Below are 18,142 nucleotides of genomic sequence, written 5' to 3'. Positions count from 1 at the left end.
CACTATTTTTAATTTAAACACGAGTTTCGCACAAAACTAATTTGGGTACGCTAATAAAACACGGATTTGCTCAGTAATAGCACTTTTGATTACGTCCCAATTTTGTTGATAAAGGGTTATTTTTTCAGATATACGACGTTTATGTTGTTCAAACCACGCAGAAATAGCGAGAAAAATATGATTTCTTTGCGCTCGGCTCGTGCGAGCCTGACAGCGTTCAATACCACAGTTTTGTTTAACTTCTCGATGATAAACTTCAACAGACCAACGGGCATCCATGATAGATTGGACGTATTGACGGGTGGGATTCTCTTTGTTTGTTACTATGTAATCAATACGGCCGTTTTTGGCTGTAAATTTGAAAACGGTTACCCAACCATATCCTCGCAAGTGTATTGACGTTCCTTCTTCTGAGATGTCTAACTTGTTCAGTTGTTTGTTATGGTTAACAATCCTATTTTTCCTCAGCGTGGTTACCCAGATCCAACCATGAGAGCGAATTGATTTCAGGTTATCCAGGCTAGAATACCAAGCATCCATCACTACCGCTTCTGGCATGATCCCTCTTTTTTTAGCAAGAGTGAGCATTTCGGAAAAGTGCGTGTTTTTTGTTTTTCCATCAGAATCTTTATCATAAATAAGATAATTGATAGGAATTGATTCAACCTTCGTCAGATCATGCCAAAGCAAATTAACTAAACCTATGCCAGCAATAACATCATGTTCATTACCTGAATATTGATAATGGACCATCTCTATTTTTTTACTACGTGTTTTGGCAATCAATGTATCATCGGCAATTAGTACGCAAGGGCTTTTTTTGTCTATAGAAGGTTCAACTAATCGCCATAGGTCTTTAGGTCTAAAACATCTACTTTTTAGCCATCGGCTAAGAGTGTCACGAGATAAAGGCGATGGGCTTACTTCTGATAACGCTAAACCAGAGTATCTTAAACTGCTTACTTGTAAGAATGTTTTATAGATATCTTTAATACATGGATAACCCGACAAAATATGAACACCCTGATTTTTTCTTGTTTTTAAATTTATACTTCTTTTTTGGAGATTGCGAAACTCGTGTTAAAATGTGAGAGATAAGAGAGTTTATTGCATTACAGTTAAAAATAAATTTTTATCAACTAAGAGCAGTATTATATGTTTAAAATGATCAATAAAATTCAACACTATGATTGGGGTAGTAAAGATGCCCTAACTAAGCTTTACCATATCAAAAATCCTCAGCATTTACCGATGGCTGAATTATGGATGGGAGCACATCCTAAAGCCAGCTCTATGGTTGAAGATTTAAATAGCCAGCAAAAAATATCGTTAGATAAACTAATCGCAACCGATCCAAGCTATTATCTCGGTGAAAAAATTGCCCAAAAATTTCATCGATTACCTTTTTTATTCAAAGTGCTCTGCGCAACTCAACCACTTTCTATCCAGGTACACCCAGATAAAATTGCTGCCGAAGTTGGGTTTAAGCGTGAAAACGCAGCAGGAATTGCGCTCGATTGCCCTAATCGTAATTATAAAGACGATAATCATAAGCCTGAATTGATTTATGCTTTAACACCTTTCAAAGCGCTTAATTCATTTCGCCCTTTAAAGGAGATCACTAATTTATTGCTGCCGATTGCCGAAGCTTCACCAGTTATTCAACTATTTTTAAAGACCCCAACAGAAACTCAACTAGCACAACTTTTTAAACATTTGTTAAGCCTGACAACAAAAGAAAAGCAGCCGCTACTTGCAGCCTTAAAATCTGTTCTACAGCAAGAAAAAGGGGAACCTTGTAACACGATAGAAAAAATGTTGCCATTATACCCTGAAGATAATGGATTATTTGCACCATTGTTACTGAATATTATTGAATTACAACCAGGTGAAGCGATGTTTCTCTATGCCAGAACGCCGCATGCTTATATTGAAGGTGTTGGTTTAGAAGTAATGGCCAATTCTGACAATGTACTGCGCGCGGGATTAACTAACAAACATATTGATATTGCTGAATTACTGGCTAATTTAGATTTCATTGCCAAACCCTGCGACACATTATTGCTACAACCGAATATACATAATAATGAATTTTGTTATCCTATTCCGGTAGATGATTTTGCTTTTTCCTTATATCTAATTGATAATCAATTGACTACGATAGCAAACAATTCTGCCACGATTTTATTTTGTGTTGAAGGTAAGATATCTATCACCTCAAAAAATCAAACTGCCGAGATCCTATCTGGGGAATCCATATTTATATCTGCATCCAAAAGACAAATTATGCTTAATGGAAAAGGTAAACTGGCCAGAGTTTTTAATTATTAACAAAAATTAAAATACATACAAAGCTGTATATAATATATTTTATTAAATTTGATCACTTTTACCCGCTAAAATCCTTAAGGGATGGATATATGAAGAAATCGTTAGTAGCTGTAGGTGTCATTGTAATTGTTGCCGTAATTTGGACAATTGGCTCTTGGTATACCGGAAAAAAAATTGAGGGAGAGTTTGATACTTTCATTGAACGTACTAATACCACACTAAAAAATAATGCACCAGAAGCTGGTATTAATGTTAAAACAGAAAATTATCAGCGAGGAATTTTCACTTCTAACGCAGACATCGTTATTGATATAAAAGAGAGCAGCGAAAGAAAAAATACCATTGTTAAGTTTGCCACAAAAATCTTTCATGGCCCCTTTCCTATTAACAAAATAGTTAAACTTAATCTGTTACCAAGATTAGCCTCAACCACTATTGAACTGGTTAAAAATGAAACCACTGAAGAACTATTCAAATATACTCAGGAGCAAGCATTCATAACTGGTGATGTTGACGTCGGTTTTAATGAAGGCCTAGATGCAAATTTAAATTTAAGTCCACTAGACGGTAATCCTTATGGAAAAAATATAACGTTTAGCGGTGGTGCAATTAATTATGTGGGCAATACCGATCTTAAAGATATAAAAATTTCCGTTGTTAGTGATAATTTTGTTATCGGCAATAAAGAGAAAACGGAAAGCATGATCCTTAAAGGGCTCAATATCCAAAGTGATTTATCACTGACTCCGTTTAATTTCTACTCCGGCAAACAGACGCTTAATATTTCCGATATTAATTTTAATAGCGATGACATTAAATTTTCATTTAAAAATTTTGCTATTAACTTAGATTCTGTTCTAAAAGACGATAGCATTGACGGTAAAATTTCTTATAGCATTAATGATCTTATCGCTAAAGAACAAAACTTAGGTTCTGGAGAACTTACGTTATTAATCGAAAGAATGGATGCTAAAGCGTTTGGTAATTTCCTAAAAAGTTATAATGATGAAATTGCTCACAACTTAGCAAATGGCAACCCTCTTTATAATGCAGATACTATTTTCGCCCAGTTATTAGTTGAGAACTTACCTAGCTTGTTGAAGAATAGTCCGAGAATTGTCATCGAACCTTTTTATTGGAAAAATAGTGCCGGTCAAAGCGATATCAAAATAGATATCGATATGAAGCCTTGGACATTGAATCAACTCTCTGTTTATAGCCAAAATAACCAATACGATCAGGTTATTAAAGCACTATTCAATCATTTTAATATCAATGTTAATTTATCAAAACCGATGTTGATAGAAATGTTTACCCAAACAGAAATACTAGGCTCAGATGATAAAGTAACCACCCCGGAACAAAAAACATTATTTAGTCAGAAAGCAACTACACAAATTAGTGAATTTGAAAGTTCAGCTAAGCAAAATGTCTTTACATCACCAACAGAATACTTCCTCAGTGATGAGAAAAAAGCACAATTGAATGAAGATAGACCAATTTTGCCATGGATGCTCGTAACCAAAGATAATATGACGATGGATATTCATTACGCCGGTGACGAACTGAAGATGAATAATCAATCATTTAAATTAGTTGAGTTTTTAATTAATATTGGTTTGATGGACAATCCATCGTCTCAGCCTGCAACAACGCCGAAAATTACCCCGCAATCAAATTAAACCTTAGTAAAATGACAAAAGCCAGTTAAGATACTGGCTCTTTTGTATCAATTTTTAATACTGAGGGTTTCTATGTTGAATAAAATTAATATCATAAAAGATCGACCTTTAATAAAACCTAGCCAGCAACATAATCAGCTAAAAACAAACTCATTAATTAGTAAAATAAAAAACTGTTTTGTAAAAAATAATATTCATATTTCAACTAAAATTGATTCAAGTAAGGCTAAATTTTATCACCAACTCATGTTACGTTTAAATCTTGACAGTTCAATTCAAATAAAGAATTATCATCATTATCATCTCACTTCACGACTTAATCAGGAATATAATTCCACGATAGAAAATGTCTCCCTACAAGGATCGCCAAAAAACTTACATTCAACTGAAAGCTTGTCTTTACCTGTTTGCCCCTTTCTATTGAGCCAAAAACTACTACAAGTTAAGCAAATGCAATGTGAAGAAAAGACACAAAATGAGAGAGTTAAATTAAATGGCTATGTATCATCAATTAAATAAGCTGAATAATTTTCATATTAACGACTTTTTTTAGCGTAGTGTTGTGCCAATAGCGCACATACCATTAATTGAATTTGATGAAAAATCATCACCGGCAGTAAAATAATACCAACTAGATGAGTAGGAAAAAGTATATTAGCCATAGGGACACCATTAACTAAACTTTTCTTAGAGCCACAAAATACTATTGTGATCTCATCGGCTTTACTAAAACCAAAATAACGAGCGGTGTAAATATTAAATAAAATCACTATAGCAAGTAAAAAACCGCTAACAATCGCAATCATTAATAGCGACCAGCCATCAACTTTATACCATATCCCTTCAATAACCGCCTCACTAAAAGCGACATAAACCACTAATAAAATAGATGAACGATCAGAAATAGTAATTAATTTTCGATAGCGATTAATCCATTGTACCAGTAACGGCCTAAGTAAATGACCTAATATAAATGGCAGCATAATTTGCAATAAAATAGCACCAATATTTGACAACAGCTCAATCTGTTGATGATTATCAATATCTATTAAGAAACTGACTAATATTGGCGACAAAAACCCCCCCTAACAAACTGGAAGCTGATGCACTACAAATGGCAGCGGCAATATTGCCGCCGGCAACAGAAGTAAACTCAATCGCAGACTGCACTGTCGCAGGTAAGGCGCAAAGGTAAAGAAATCCGATATAAACAGTCGGTGACATCCACTCAGGTACTAACGGCTTTAACGCTAAGCCAATAATCGGAAACAAAATAAAGGTACTACAAAAAATTAGCAGATGTAATCGCCAATGACCGATACCGGCAAAAATAGCCTGGCGTGAAAGTTTTGCGCCATGGAGAAAAAAAAGTAACGCAATGGCTATAGTCGTTAAATGTTGAAAGACGATTTTCACCTTACCTTGACAAGGAAAAAAAGGAAGCAAGCATGATAGTCATTAACATAAACAGCAAAAAATAATCAATTTGTAAACGACGCCACCAACACATAACGCTTCCTTTAATATTTAAAAATATGAATAGACAAAATGAATAAAATTAAAGCGCCAGCTCTACTGTGTGTTGCATTTTTGCCGACTCGATTCCCGCTTCAATCAATTTCATCACCAAAATAGCTTCTTCGGCGCTAACTGGATTAGGTGCACCATTAGTAATTGCCTGACGAATAGCACGATAATAGAGACCATAATTACCCGGTTTAGTTTCTAATGGCTTAACGATTAGCTCACCATTTTGTGACAACGTCATATTTCCATCGTGACTATCCTTACCCCAATCTTTTGCTGTTGGTAATTGCCCTGCTTTTAAACACTCTTCTTGTGGATCGAGACCATATTTTACATAACTGCCTTCCATACCATGTAGTAGATAAATCGGCGACTCTGCTGCTGCGATGGTGGTGGCATGTAAAACAACCTTTAAGGTTGGATAATTTAAGCAAACATGAAAATAATTAACTGCTTCAGCTTGTGGCCGGATCATTGCTATATCGGCAAAAATCGATTTAGGTTGGCCAAAAAGTTGCAATACTTGATCAAGCATGTGAGGCGCCAAATCATACCATAGACCACTGCCCGCCTCTTTTGACTCTCGCCACCGTTGACGCACATCAGGCCGATAACGATCAAAATGCGATTCATAATATTTTAGCTCACCCAATATTTGATTTTCTAGCAACGATTTCACCGTTAAAAAACCTGAGTCCCAGCGGCGATTGTGATAAACAGATAATAACTTACCTTTTGTTTGCGCTAATTGATTTAACGTTACAGCTTCTTGCACAGTCAAGGTAAACGGTTTATCGACGATTACATGTTTACCGGCTTCGAGTGCTTGTTTAGCCAATGGGAAATGAGTTTTATTTGGTGTTGGAATAACAATCAAAGAGACTTCTGGCTGCTCAGCCAAAAGTTGTTCAAGTGAAGCAAAAACAGGGACATTAGGCCAATCTTTTTTTACTTTTTGTTCATCACTACTTACAATAGCTGATAATTGAAATCCTTCTATTGTGGTAATAAAAGGAACATGAAAGTTTTTACCGGCAAAACCGTAACCAATCAAACCAACCTTAATCGGTTTATTCATAACTACCCCTTAAAACAATGACATATCAAACTTAAAACCATATATTACAACCAGACCAGCCGATGCATATTATTTAGCGTACCTTTTTATTTTTTAGCTGCAATCACTATTTTTCATTTTCTTAAAAATCATTAACTGACTAAAATTGACTTTCACACAAGATCGATAACCTAATATGACTATCAGTTGCTATCATAGCCGACCATTTAGGTTTACAACTTCGACTGACTAAATAAAAAATTTAGGCGTTCAGATGACAGATTATTTTTTATTATTTATTGCTACCGTTTTGGTAAATAATTTCGTGCTGGTAAAATTTCTTGGCTTATGCCCTTTTATGGGGGTTTCTAAAAAACTAGAAACCGCTATTGGTATGGGATTTGCTACAACATTTGTGATGACTTTAGCATCCATCTGTTCATGGCTAATGGATACATTGGTTCTAATACCGTTAGATTTAATCTATTTACGTACTTTAAGCCTTATATTAGTTATTGCTGTTGTTGTTCAATTTACTGAAATGGTGGTACGCAAAACCAGCCCGACACTATACCGCCTTTTAGGTATTTTTTTACCGTTAATTACCACAAACTGTGCAGTTCTTGGTGTCGCTTTATTGAATATCAATCAATCACATAATTTTTTACAATCTGCCGTTTACGGTTTTGCTGCTGCAGTAGGATTTTCTTTAGTAATGGTGCTATTTTCTGCCATCCGTGAACGTATCGCAGTGGCAAATGTTCCGGCTCCCTTTCGCGGTTCATCGATTGGTCTCATTACAGCCGGCCTAATGTCTTTAGCATTTATGGGGTTTAGTGGTTTGGTAAAATTCTAATGAGTACTTTATTAATTGCAATCAGTGTTATTGCCGGATTTGGCCTTATTTTTGGTCTTATTTTAGGATTTGCAGCGCTTCGCTTTAAAGTAGAAGACGATCCAATAGTAGAAAAAATTGATCATATTTTACCACAAAGCCAGTGTGGCCAATGTGGCTATCCAGGTTGTCGCCCATATGCCGAAGCAATTGCCAATAATGGTGAAACCATAAATAGGTGCGCGCCCGGCGGCGAACAAGCTATGTTAAAAATTGCCGAATTACTTAATGTAGAGCCACAAGCGCTTGATGAAGATAAATTAACACCAGAACGAAAAGTTGCTTTTATTGATGAAGCCAACTGTATTGGCTGCACTAAATGTATTCAGGCTTGCCCCGTTGATGCAATTATTGGAGCAACGCGCGCTATGCATACAGTGGTAGAAGATCTCTGTACCGGTTGTGATCTTTGTGTTGCCCCTTGCCCAACAGACTGTATTACGATGCTACCAATAAAAACCACCATCAAAAACTGGAAATGGGATCTCACCACTATTCCAGTAAAAAATATTACTACATCATCGAACTCAACAGCGACCGTTACATTTGCTAGCAAGGAGCAAGCAAATGTTTAACTTTTTCAAAAAACTTACGTCAAATAAAGAAAAAATTTGGTCTTTTTCAGGTGGCATACATCCGCCTGAAATGAAAATACAATCAAGCCAAGTTCCGTTAGTTACGCTCCCTTTAGCTAATGAATTGATTATTCCTATTCAGCAACATGTAGGCTCAGCGGGTGATATCATTGTTAAAACCAATGACTATGTTTTAAAAGGACAAGCATTAACTAAAGGTTGTGATCGTCAGATCCCTGTCCATGCTACGACTTCAGGTACTATTACTGACATAGCCCCCCATATAACCGCACACCCCTCCGGCCTAAAAGAGCTTTGTATTCGATTACAGCCAGATAGTAAAGATCAATGGTGTGAGCGCAAACCTCTACCCAACTACTTACAATATTCTGCTAAAGTCTTATTGTCACATATTGAGCAAGCCGGTATAGCAGGATTAGGCGGCGCAGGCTTTCCGACGGCAACAAAGTTGAAAAATGGCAATAAGTTAATTAATACGTTAATTATCAATGCCGCAGAGTGTGAACCTTATATAACCGCCGATGATCGATTAATGCAGGAGCATGCTGATGAAATTATCGAAGGTATACTGATACTGATAGATATTTTAAAACCGAAAGAAGTCCTGATTGGTATTGAAGATAATAAGCCCGCAGCAATAGCCGCCTTAAAAGAAGCACTTTTAGGCCAACAAGCTATGATTAAATTACGAGTGATCCCAACAAAGTATCCTTCAGGCGGCGCTAAACAATTAACTAAGATATTAACCGGCAAGGAGATACCCAACGGCGTTCACTCTTCGTTCATTGGTATATTGATGCAAAATGTTGGTACTGTGTTTGCGATTAAACGAGCCATTATCGATGGAGAACCATTAATTGAACGGGTGGTTACATTAACCGGCGATGCTATACAAAAGCCTGGTAATTATTGGGTTCGTTTGGGTACCCCGATCAATTTTCTATTACAACAGGTCGGTCTGGTGCCACAATCAGAGCAAATGGTTATTATGGGAGGGCCACTAATGGGCTTTACTTTGTCTGATTTAACCACTCCTATTGTTAAAATTAGCAACTGTATCCTTGCTCCTACCATAGCAGAAATCGGTGAACCTAATATTGAAGAAGCTTGCATTCGCTGTGGTCTTTGTACCCAAGCTTGTCCAGCTAATTTATTACCACAACAGCTTTATTGGTTTAGTCGAGGACAGGAGCATGAAAAAGCGGAACAATATAATTTATCCGATTGCATAGAATGTGGTGCTTGTGCTTATGTTTGCCCAAGTAATATTCCACTGGTCCAATACTATCGACAAGAAAAGGCTGAAATTAAAACCATTACTCAAGAAAAACAACGTACATCGGATGCTAAGCAACGGTTTGAGGCTAAAAAAAGCCGGCTTGAACGAGAAAAAATTCTGCGTCAGCAACGGCATAATAAAGCGGCTGTTAAGCCCGAAGCAACCGACAAAGCCGCAATTAATGCTGCATTAATGCGAATTAATGCACAAAAAAATCAGGCTGACAATAGTAGAACTGAACCATTGAATAACCAAGCAGCGATTGAAGCGCATCAAGCCAGAAAAGCCCAACTGCGCACTATTCAAGCTGCCAGACAAGCAGCCGAAAGCCAATCAGTTGTAGCAACAGAAACAACAAGCGAGCCGCAGCCAGTTGATCCACGTAAAGCGGCCGTTGCCGCCGCTATTGCTCGGGCTAAAGCCAAACGTGATGCGCAGAGTAAAACTCCCTAATAATTGAACAATATATGAGCTGAAAAATGAAATTCAGACCAATACCGACTAATAGTCGGGTCAACCGATTAAAAATGACGACTTCACCCTTTATGCATGAAAACCAAAGTACCAGTAAACTCATGCTGTGGGTTGTTATTGCTGCCATTCCCGGTATTGCCTGCCAAATTTACTTTTTTGGTAGTGGAACGATTTACCAAATTTTACTCGCTATCATAACCGCATTTATTTGTGAGGCGGCAGCTTTACAGCTACGAAAATTACCGTTTATAACCCATTTAAAAGATAATTCCGCCTTAGTAACCGCCTTATTATTGGCTATTAGTATTCCACCATTATCACCCTGGTGGCAGGTAGTTTTAGGTACGGCCTTTGCCATATTAATAGCTAAACACATCTATGGCGGATTAGGCCAAAATCCATTTAATCCAGCCATGGTAGGTTATGTGGTATTATTGATCTCATTTCCTGTTCAAATGACAAGTTGGTTACCGCCGACAGAGCTTCAATCGATCCATGCCGATACTTTAGCTAGCCTACAAGTCATTTTTTCCGGCCATACCGATACAGGAGCAACTTTAAACCAATTAACGTTAGGTTTTGATGGTCTAACTCAAGCGACACCACTCGATAGCTTTAAAACGGGTTTACTAACACACTCAATTAGCCAAATACTGCAACAACCTATTTTACAAGGTTCTTTAGCTGGCATCGGTTGGCAATGGGTTAATATTGCTTATCTGTTTGGTGGCATTATTATGCTTTATCGCCGAATAATCAGCTGGCAAATTCCGCTGGCATTTTTAGCCACGCTAATATTCTGCTCATTATTGAGCTGGCTTATTATGCCATCACAATACGCTTCTCCTATGATACATCTGTTTTCAGGAGCAACCATGCTTGGTGCCTTTTTTATCGCCACTGATCCAGTTACGGCGGCAACTACACCGCGTGGTCGTCTTATTTATGGTGCAATGATTGGATTATTAATTTGGATCATTCGTGTTTATGGTAGTTATACTGATGCTGTTGCTTTTGCAGTATTACTGGCCAATATCGCTGTACCGCTGATTGATCACTATAGCCAGCCGCGTGTTTATGGCCATAAATAAGGAGTGGTTATGCTAAAATCCATTAGACATCATGGCTTGATTATTGGCTGTTTTTGCTGCCGCTACGACTGGACTGACAGCAGTGGTTTATACCATCACCAAAAGTACCATTAATAACCAGCTACTTATCCAACAACAAAAACTGTTTGATCAAATTATTGATCCTGAATTTTATGATAATAATTTAACCAAAGAGTGTTACTTAGTAAGTAAAAATGAAGCATTAGGTAGCGAACTGCCCCATCATCTCTATATTGCCAGAAAAGAGGGAAAACCGATTGCTGCCATCATAGAAAGTATCGCACCAGATGGTTACTCGGGAGCAATAAAATTGCTAATCGCAGCCGATTTTCATGGTAAAGTGCTTGGTGTTCGTGTAACTGAACATCATGAAACACCTGGATTAGGTGATAAAATTGATATTCGTATTTCAAATTGGATCAACTATTTCTCAGGTAAAAAAATTGACTCAGAACATAGTCCCCATTGGGCGGTAAAAAAAGATGGCGGCGATTTTGACCAATTTACTGGTGCCACCATTACACCAAGAGCAGTTATTAATGCCACTAAGCGTGCTGCCTGGTTTATACAGTCGATGCCGCAAAAATTATCAACTTATCCAGCATGCGCAAATTAATTACCATGAATGAAACTAAGAAACTTTTTATCCAAGGATTATGGAAAAACAATTCAGCACTGGTTCAATTATTAGGTCTGTGCCCGTTGCTAGCGATTTCTTCGACAGCCACCAATGCGTTAGGATTGGGACTGGCAACAACATTAGTGCTGTTTTTCACTAATATTACCGTCTCAACTTTTCGTCATTGGATCCCAAGCGAAATACGTATTCCAATCTATGTAATGATTATCGCATCGGTCGTCTCCTGTGTGCAGATGTTAATTAACGCCTATGCTTTTGATTTATATCAATCTTTAGGTATTTTTATTCCGCTGATTGTTACTAACTGTATTGTTATTGGGCGAGCTGAAGCTTACGCCGCCAAAAATAATGTCTATAACTCAGCAATTGATGGCTTAGCGATGGGAGCGGGTGCCACGATAGCACTGTTTCTTTTAGGTGCCATGCGAGAAATTTTAGGTAATGGTACGCTGTTTGATGGTGCAGATTTGCTGTTAGGAGAATGGGCGAAAATATTACGTATTGAAGTTATTCATCTTAATTCTCCCTTTTTATTAGCTATATTACCCCCAGGGGCTTTCATTGGATTAGGTTTGATGCTAGCAGGTAAATATTTAATCGATGAAAAAGTAAAAAAATATATTAGTCACAAACAACAGCAATCTGCGGTAAAATCGGCGGCTTTCCCCAATAAAAATCATTTAGCCAAGGATCGAGAGCAAATAAAATATGAATAAACAAAAGCGGATAGACATCCTGACTCGCTTACGTGACAACAATCCAACACCAACAACGGAGCTTGTTTTTAATTCGCCTTTTGAACTACTTATTTCTGTATTACTTTCCGCTCAAGCTACCGATATTAGTGTCAATAAAGCAACGGCAAAACTCTACCCGATTGCAAATACCGCTGAAAAAATGCTAGCTCTAGGCATCAATGAAATAAAGCATTACATAAAAACAATTGGCTTATTTAATACCAAAGCTGAAAATATTATTAAAACCTGTCAGATATTAATTGATAAATATAATAGCCAGGTGCCAGAAAATCGCGAAGCCTTGGAATCCTTACCCGGTGTCGGCCGCAAAACGGCAAATGTGGTATTGAACACCGCCTTCGGCTGGCCAACAATTGCTGTTGATACCCATATTTTTCGCGTTTGTAATCGCACGAATTTTGCCCCAGGTAAGAATGTTATCGAGGTTGAACAAAAGTTAATCAAAGTAGTACCGATTGAATTTAAAGTGGATTGCCACCACTGGTTTATACTACATGGCCGTTACACGTGTATTGCCAGAAAGCCACGCTGTGGCTCTTGTATTATTGAAGATTTATGTGAATTTAACGACAAACAATACCCCACAACCTAACGCGATTAACTAACGAATTTTCATGACAACTTTATATATGCCATTTATTGAAGTGACAAATATTATTATTCTGCTTGCCCATAGCACTCAACTTGAGCAAAATGTGGGTAAATTTTAATTTAACGACGCAAATACGGATAGTATGTTTCAAGATAACCCGCTGCTAGCGCAGCTAAAACAGCAATTACATGCCCAAACGCCTCGTGTTGAAGGGATTGTCAAAAGTACCGAAAAAGGTTTTGGTTTTCTTGAGGTCGATGGAACGAAAACTTATTTCATTCCACCGCCACAAATGAAAAAAGTAATGCATGGTGATCGAATTATCGCCACCATTCACACAAATAAAGATCGTGAAATTGTTGAACCAGAACAATTAATTGAGCCCTTTCTTACCCGATTTGTAGGACGTATTCAAAAAAGAAATAATGATAATCGGCTTTATGTGAAACCCGATCACCCAGTATTAAAAGAAAATATTTTTTGTCGTCCGGCGCAACATCTAGCTAATGATTTGATGCAAGATGATTGGGTAATAGCAGAAATCCGTCGTCATCCATTAAAAAATCAAGGCGGATTTCAAGCAGAAATAATCCAATATATTACCCATGGCGATGACCATTTTGCCCCTTGGTGGGTAACATTGAGTCGGCATCAATTAGAGCGCGAAGCGCCGGAAATGCAAAATTGTACCATTGAGGAGCAGACAGCAGAACGCCTTGATCTCACTCACCTCAACTTTATTACCATTGACAGTGCTAGTACCGAAGATATGGATGATGCGCTTTATATAGAGCGTATTGGCGATGATCAATTGCGTCTATTTGTTGCTATTGCCGATCCTACCAGTTATATCCCGGTAAACAGTGAGTTAGATACCATTGCCCAACAACGTTGCTATACCAATTATCTACCTGGCTTCAATATTCCGATGTTGCCACGTGAATTATCAGATAATTTGTGTTCTCTGCGTCCTAATGAGCGCCGCCCTGCACTAGTCTGTCAATTTGATATTAAACAAGATGGACAATTGGCTGATAATATTCAATTTTGCCTGGCATGGGTCGAATCAAAAAATAAATTGGTATACGATGATGTCTCTGACTGGCTAGAAGAGCAACAAGATAAATGGCAACCCGAAAATGAAATTATCAAACAGCACATTTCATTGCTCAATGAAATGTGCGAAAAACGGGCCGCCTGGCGCCTAACTCATGCATTAGTATTTAAAGAGCGTCCTGATTATCGCTTTGTACTTGATGAGAATGGTAATGTCACGAATATATTGGCAGAGAAACGGCGGATTGCTAATCGTATCGTCGAAGAAGCGATGATTGCAGCCAATCTTTGTGCAACAAAAGTATTAAAAGATAAATTAGCAACCGGTATTTTTAATGTTCATAATGGCTTTGAACCCAGTCAAATTGATAACGTTGTTGCCATTTTGCAAGAACATGATATCGAACAAAATGCCCAAACACTGTTAACACTTGAAGGATTTTGTCGTTTACGGCGTTTATTAGATGACCAACCCACTAAATTTCTAGATAGTCGAATACGCCGTTTTCAAGCTTTTGCTGAAATTAAAACTACGCCAGCTGCCCATTATGGTTTGGGATTTGATGCCTATGCAACCTGGACATCCCCTATCCGCAAGTATACAGATATCATCAATCACCGCTTTTTAAAAGCCATAATCAATAATGAGCAGCATAATATCACAAAACCTTCTGAAACTTTGATGGCAAAAATTACTGATCGCAAGCGCGCTAATCGTTTAGCTGAACGCGATGTCGGTGACTGGTTATATGCACGTTATCTAAAACCTTTCGCCAAAACTAACACTATTTTTGCTGCTGAAATAACCGACATTACGCGAGGTGGGCTCCGGATCCGTTTAACCGACAATGGCGCCAATGCCTTTATTCCGGCACCTTTTATCCATTCTGTGCGAGAAGAAATACAATGTAGTCAAGAAGCAGGCGCTATAATTATTAAAGGTGTTGCTGTTCATAAACTTAACGATGTGATTAATGTTCAACTTGAAGAAGTTCGAATGGAAACCCGCAATATTATTGCACGACTGGTATCCTAAGGACATTTCACAGATAGCTTACTGATAATAAGCTATCTGTACAGAATAGCGGCTTTATTATTTTTGCAATTTCATTTAGCTTGCCGAAAAATCTGATTAAAAAAAGTTGCTATCTAGGTTAATTTGAATTTAATTGATTATATCAATAGGATAGAAGAATGAAGAGTTCAAAAAAACACACATTACTGATGTTAATATCTGTCATTTCCCTCATGTCTATTACAGCCTGCTCTAATATATCAAAACGCGACAAAAATACCGCTATTGGTGCTGGCATAGGGGCAGTAGGTGGTGCGATTCTGACTGAAGGTAGTGGATTAGGTACGGTAGGTGGTGCTGCTATTGGTGGTCTAATTGGTCACCAAGTCGGTAAGAAATAATCGCACCCAACAAACCATAATAGAGCCAGTTCATTATCTGGCTTTATTTATAAATATGATTAACCGCCGGCCAGTTTAACTTTCATTCCCTTAGCTTCTAATAATTGCTTAATAAGCTCGCGTTTATCACCCTGGATCTCAATATTACCTTGTTTGATTGCTCCGCCTGAACCACATTTTTTCTTTAATTCAGCAGCAAGCATCATTAATTGATCTTTATTCAAATCCAAGCCAGTAATAACACAAACGCCCTTGCCTTTTCGGCCTGAGCTTTCACGTCTGATACGAACCATACCGTCGCCTTTGGTTGGCACTGATTTTTTTTCTACTTCAACTATTCTGCCAGTTTCCGTCGAATAAACTAAACGCGAGTCACTCATGTTATCCATCCAATTGAACGATTAATTTGCGCCAGCGTTAACACTGGATCGGCACTATGGGTAATAGGACGACCAATAACCATATAATTAACGCCAACATTAATAGCCTGCTCTGGCGTCATAATTCTCCGCTGATCATAGGCTTCTGCACCAATGGGGCGAATGCCTGGCGTAATTGATAAGAAATCGCTACCACAAGCTGATTTCAGTGTTGCTACTTCGTGTGCTGAACAGACTACACCATCCAACTCACACTCCTTGGCTAATTTTGCTAGCTGCAAGGCGCGATCAGCCGGCAGTTGTGTAATAATACCAATCTGGTGCAGATCCGCTTGTTCCATACTGGTTAATATGGTAACCGCAATCAATAGTGGAGCATCTTTACCATATTCAACTAGTGCCTCTTTAGCCGCCATCATCATTCTGACCCCACCACTGGCATGTACATTAACCATCCAAACCCCGATTTCCGCCGCTGCTTTAACAGCTTGCGCCACCGTATTAGGAATATCATGAAATTTCAAATCCAAAAAAACCTGAAACCCTCGGTTATGTAAAGTTTGAATAAATTGTGGGCCATATAAAGTAAACATCTGCATACCCACTTTCAGGCGGCAATCCTGCGGGCTGAGGTTGTCAACAAAAGATAATACCTTAGCCAGATCATGATAATCTAATGCAACAATAACCGGGGAATTAGTAGAGACAGGAAGTGTATTTTGCGTGCTGGCTATCATTTTTAACCTTTTTAAATTTAATGAATGCAATATATGTTACGTTGTCACTGACCATCAAGGCCTTTTATTGGTTTGATCGTATCCCAAGAGCGGCATGAAGGACAATACCAATATAAAGAATGGGTAGTAAAACCACATTTGCGGCAACGGTAATCAGGTTTAGAGCGGATTTGCTCGCCAACCATATTGCGCAGTAATTCCAGACTCTCTTTTGCTCTGCCTTCTTCTGCGTCTGCCAAATGATAATCGATCAGTTTATAAAACAATCGCATCGTTGGATGACGTTCAAGTTGCTGTTTAATAAATATTTGCGCTTTTTCTAGCCCTTTTCTTTTTTCAATTATTTCCGCCAGATAAAGCTGAGCAGTTGCGCCGCAATCGCCAGCAACACATTGTTGGATATAAGCTTCCCAATCATGCCAATTCGCTAAATGATGATAACATTCATAAAGCATGGTTAAAGTTTCACTGACTAAATCTCTATCTTGATCAAAAACTTGTTTAAGTACTGAAATGGCTTTTTCATATTCAGCTCGGGCGATATGAATGCGCCCTTTCATAATAGAAACTCGAGTAGCGTTTTTATTTGGTTGAGCGGCTTTATTTAGTAAAAGAAATGCGCCATCAAGATCGTCACTACTCAGCTCCAATAGTGCCAGTTCGCAATAAAAATGAGCTATTTCTTGTTTAAATTGAGGATTGCCCATTTTGACTAATTTTTCGGCAACCTCGATTGCTTTATACCAATCGCTAGTTGCTTGATAAATAGTAAGTAAAGATTGTAACGCACTAAAGCGAAAATCTTGCTCATCAACTAGCTGCAAAAAAATATTTCGCGCCCGATCATAAACTCCTGCTGCTAAATAATCTCGCCCAAGCTGCTGTGTGGCTAATAGTTTCTGCTCAAAGGATAATGAGTTACTTTCAAACAAGGATTGATGAATACGGATAGCCCGTTCAATCTCCCCCCTTGAACGGAAAAGATTACCTAATGTCAAATGAGCCTCAAACGCCGAGCTATCTTCTTTAAGCATATCTAAAAACAGATCAACGGCTTTATCTTGTTGATTAGATAGCAAGAAATTGACACCAGCTACATATTCACGGGATAAACGATCAGCATTTTGTTGTTTATCTTGTTGAGCACTTCTGCGTCCCATATACCAACCATAGGCAGCGGCAATAGGCAGTAGCAGAAATAGCAGCTCTAACATAAAAAATTACCTTTTTTCATTTGTAACAACTGCCACTTTAGTATCGTGTTCACTTTGAGTTGATTCGGTTAATTGACTTTCTAAACGTTTAATCTTACGTCTTGCATTTGATAATGAAATTAATGTTTTAGCGTAAAACATCCCGCAAATAAGCCAACCCAGCAAGAATCCAACCGCAAAAAGGACGGCTAGTAATGTCGATATTGGATAGTCACCTTTAGCAATCAAATAATTAAATGTTACTATCTGATTATTGCTTGAGCCAAGTGTCACGGAAACAATAAAAATGGCTACAGCAAGTAATAAAATTAAAAAATATTTCACATTTTTTCCTATTGTTGCTTAATGATAGAAAAGCGCTGGAAACACTTTTCGTTGCTTAACTTAGCATCTAAA

Annotated in this window: 17 protein-coding genes and 2 pseudogenes; 12 read left to right on the top strand and 7 right to left on the bottom strand. The window is 37.9% G+C overall.

The annotated features are described in order from the left end of the window. Positions 1 to 36: 36 nt before the first annotated feature. Positions 37 to 1,011: an IS701 family transposase gene (locus V3224_RS17635; RefSeq protein ID WP_334472106.1), complete on the bottom strand. Its 975-nt coding sequence runs from the start codon at positions 1,009 to 1,011 to the stop codon at positions 37 to 39. A 144-nt stretch (positions 1,012 to 1,155) separates the two neighbouring features. On the opposite strand from V3224_RS17635, the gene manA reads away from it, so the two are divergent. From manA to V3224_RS17620, 3 genes are all read left to right on the top strand, one after another. Next, complete coding sequence (gene manA, locus V3224_RS17630; RefSeq protein WP_334472105.1) at positions 1,156 to 2,331, top strand: mannose-6-phosphate isomerase; 1,176 nt, start codon at positions 1,156 to 1,158, stop codon at positions 2,329 to 2,331. Between the two features lie 89 nt (positions 2,332 to 2,420). Further along, positions 2,421 to 4,013 carry a YdgA family protein gene (locus tag V3224_RS17625; RefSeq protein WP_334472104.1) on the top strand — a complete coding sequence of 531 codons (1,593 nt, stop codon included), beginning with the start codon at positions 2,421 to 2,423 and terminating at the stop codon, positions 4,011 to 4,013. A 72-nt stretch (positions 4,014 to 4,085) separates the two neighbouring features. After that, entirely contained in the window at positions 4,086 to 4,532 is a 447-nt protein-coding gene (locus V3224_RS17620; RefSeq protein ID WP_334472103.1) for a hypothetical protein, read from the top strand. A 17-nt stretch (positions 4,533 to 4,549) separates the two neighbouring features. Here the strand turns inward: V3224_RS17620 and V3224_RS17615 are convergent. Continuing rightward, a pseudogene (locus V3224_RS17615) lies at positions 4,550 to 5,523 on the bottom strand (bile acid:sodium symporter family protein). Positions 5,524 to 5,571: 48 nt separating this feature from the next. Then, positions 5,572 to 6,618 (bottom strand): oxidoreductase, encoded by a 1,047-nt coding sequence (locus V3224_RS17610; protein ID WP_334472102.1) that lies wholly within the window; start codon positions 6,616 to 6,618, stop codon positions 5,572 to 5,574. 253 nt (positions 6,619 to 6,871) lie between these two features. On the opposite strand from V3224_RS17610, the gene rsxA reads away from it, so the two are divergent. From rsxA to osmB, 9 genes and pseudogenes are all read left to right on the top strand, one after another. Further along, positions 6,872 to 7,453: an electron transport complex subunit RsxA gene (rsxA, locus tag V3224_RS17605; RefSeq protein ID WP_334472101.1), complete on the top strand. Its 582-nt coding sequence runs from the start codon at positions 6,872 to 6,874 to the stop codon at positions 7,451 to 7,453. Then, complete coding sequence (gene rsxB / locus V3224_RS17600; protein WP_334472100.1) at positions 7,453 to 8,067, top strand: electron transport complex subunit RsxB; 615 nt, start codon at positions 7,453 to 7,455, stop codon at positions 8,065 to 8,067. The genes rsxA and rsxB overlap by 1 nt, the downstream gene beginning before the upstream one ends. Continuing rightward, complete coding sequence (gene rsxC / locus V3224_RS17595) at positions 8,060 to 9,820, top strand: electron transport complex subunit RsxC (RefSeq protein ID WP_334472099.1); 1,761 nt, start codon at positions 8,060 to 8,062, stop codon at positions 9,818 to 9,820. Before rsxB ends, rsxC begins: the two co-directional genes overlap by 8 nt. Before the next feature lie 26 nt (positions 9,821 to 9,846). Further along, a complete protein-coding gene (gene rsxD / locus V3224_RS17590) occupies positions 9,847 to 10,932 on the top strand; it encodes an electron transport complex subunit RsxD (RefSeq protein ID WP_334472098.1) in 1,086 nt (361 codons plus the stop codon). A gap of 9 nt (positions 10,933 to 10,941) precedes the next feature. Beyond that, positions 10,942 to 11,569 (top strand): annotated as a pseudogene (gene rsxG, locus V3224_RS17585) (electron transport complex subunit RsxG). A 5-nt stretch (positions 11,570 to 11,574) separates the two neighbouring features. After that, a complete protein-coding gene (locus V3224_RS17580) occupies positions 11,575 to 12,309 on the top strand; it encodes an electron transport complex subunit E (RefSeq protein ID WP_334472097.1) in 735 nt (244 codons plus the stop codon). Then, positions 12,302 to 12,943, top strand: coding sequence for an endonuclease III (gene nth / locus V3224_RS17575; RefSeq protein WP_334472096.1), 642 nt, complete (start codon positions 12,302 to 12,304; stop codon positions 12,941 to 12,943). The genes V3224_RS17580 and nth overlap by 8 nt, the downstream gene beginning before the upstream one ends. 142 nt (positions 12,944 to 13,085) lie before the next feature. Continuing rightward, positions 13,086 to 15,035, top strand: coding sequence for an exoribonuclease II (locus tag V3224_RS17570; RefSeq protein WP_334472095.1), 1,950 nt, complete (start codon positions 13,086 to 13,088; stop codon positions 15,033 to 15,035). A gap of 158 nt (positions 15,036 to 15,193) precedes the next feature. After that, the gene (gene osmB / locus V3224_RS17565) at positions 15,194 to 15,415 is read left to right on the top strand and encodes an osmotically-inducible lipoprotein OsmB (RefSeq protein WP_334472094.1); all 222 of its coding nucleotides are present in this window, start codon (positions 15,194 to 15,196) and stop codon (positions 15,413 to 15,415) included. A gap of 59 nt (positions 15,416 to 15,474) precedes the next feature. Here osmB and yciH read toward each other — a convergent pair whose 3' ends face one another. Genes yciH through V3224_RS17545 form a run of 4 tightly spaced genes read right to left on the bottom strand, consistent with a single transcriptional unit; the run spans position 15,475 to position 18,070 of the window. After that, positions 15,475 to 15,804, bottom strand: a complete 330-nt coding sequence (gene yciH / locus V3224_RS17560) for a stress response translation initiation inhibitor YciH (RefSeq protein WP_442890651.1) — start codon at positions 15,802 to 15,804, stop codon at positions 15,475 to 15,477. Then, entirely contained in the window at positions 15,792 to 16,532 is a 741-nt protein-coding gene (pyrF, locus tag V3224_RS17555) for an orotidine-5'-phosphate decarboxylase (protein ID WP_334472092.1), read from the bottom strand. The genes yciH and pyrF overlap by 13 nt, the downstream gene beginning before the upstream one ends. A gap of 44 nt (positions 16,533 to 16,576) precedes the next feature. Then, complete coding sequence (lapB, locus tag V3224_RS17550; RefSeq protein WP_334472091.1) at positions 16,577 to 17,746, bottom strand: lipopolysaccharide assembly protein LapB; 1,170 nt, start codon at positions 17,744 to 17,746, stop codon at positions 16,577 to 16,579. 6 nt (positions 17,747 to 17,752) lie between these two features. Further along, a complete protein-coding gene (locus V3224_RS17545) occupies positions 17,753 to 18,070 on the bottom strand; it encodes a LapA family protein (RefSeq protein ID WP_032115008.1) in 318 nt (105 codons plus the stop codon). Positions 18,071 to 18,142 lie beyond the last annotated feature (72 nt).

Origin of the sequence: Arsenophonus sp. PmNCSU2021_1 (assembly GCF_036919435.1) — a bacterium.
Lineage (GTDB): Bacteria > Pseudomonadota > Gammaproteobacteria > Enterobacterales > Enterobacteriaceae > Arsenophonus > Arsenophonus nilaparvatae.
Note: the sequence above shows the minus strand (reverse complement) of the source record. Positions and strands in the feature narration are given on the sequence as shown.

Bases quoted from the DNA above. Each gene is read 5' to 3' on its own strand.
- manA (WP_334472105.1), top strand. From the start codon at position 1,156: ATGTTTAAAATGATCAATAAAATTCAACACTATGATTGGGGTAGTAAA.
- V3224_RS17625 (WP_334472104.1), top strand. From the start codon at position 2,421: ATGAAGAAATCGTTAGTAGCTGTAGGTGTCATTGTAATTGTTGCCGTA.
- V3224_RS17620 (WP_334472103.1), top strand. From the start codon at position 4,086: ATGTTGAATAAAATTAATATCATAAAAGATCGACCTTTAATAAAACCT.
- V3224_RS17610 (WP_334472102.1), bottom strand. From the start codon at position 6,618: ATGAATAAACCGATTAAGGTTGGTTTGATTGGTTACGGTTTTGCCGGT.
- rsxA (WP_334472101.1), top strand. From the start codon at position 6,872: ATGACAGATTATTTTTTATTATTTATTGCTACCGTTTTGGTAAATAAT.
- rsxB (WP_334472100.1), top strand. From the start codon at position 7,453: ATGAGTACTTTATTAATTGCAATCAGTGTTATTGCCGGATTTGGCCTT.
- rsxC (WP_334472099.1), top strand. From the start codon at position 8,060: ATGTTTAACTTTTTCAAAAAACTTACGTCAAATAAAGAAAAAATTTGG.
- rsxD (WP_334472098.1), top strand. From the start codon at position 9,847: ATGAAATTCAGACCAATACCGACTAATAGTCGGGTCAACCGATTAAAA.
- V3224_RS17580 (WP_334472097.1), top strand. From the start codon at position 11,575: ATGAATGAAACTAAGAAACTTTTTATCCAAGGATTATGGAAAAACAAT.
- nth (WP_334472096.1), top strand. From the start codon at position 12,302: ATGAATAAACAAAAGCGGATAGACATCCTGACTCGCTTACGTGACAAC.
- V3224_RS17570 (WP_334472095.1), top strand. From the start codon at position 13,086: ATGTTTCAAGATAACCCGCTGCTAGCGCAGCTAAAACAGCAATTACAT.
- osmB (WP_334472094.1), top strand. From the start codon at position 15,194: ATGAAGAGTTCAAAAAAACACACATTACTGATGTTAATATCTGTCATT.
- yciH (WP_442890651.1), bottom strand. From the start codon at position 15,804: ATGGATAACATGAGTGACTCGCGTTTAGTTTATTCGACGGAAACTGGC.
- pyrF (WP_334472092.1), bottom strand. From the start codon at position 16,532: ATGATAGCCAGCACGCAAAATACACTTCCTGTCTCTACTAATTCCCCG.
- lapB (WP_334472091.1), bottom strand. From the start codon at position 17,746: ATGTTAGAGCTGCTATTTCTGCTACTGCCTATTGCCGCTGCCTATGGT.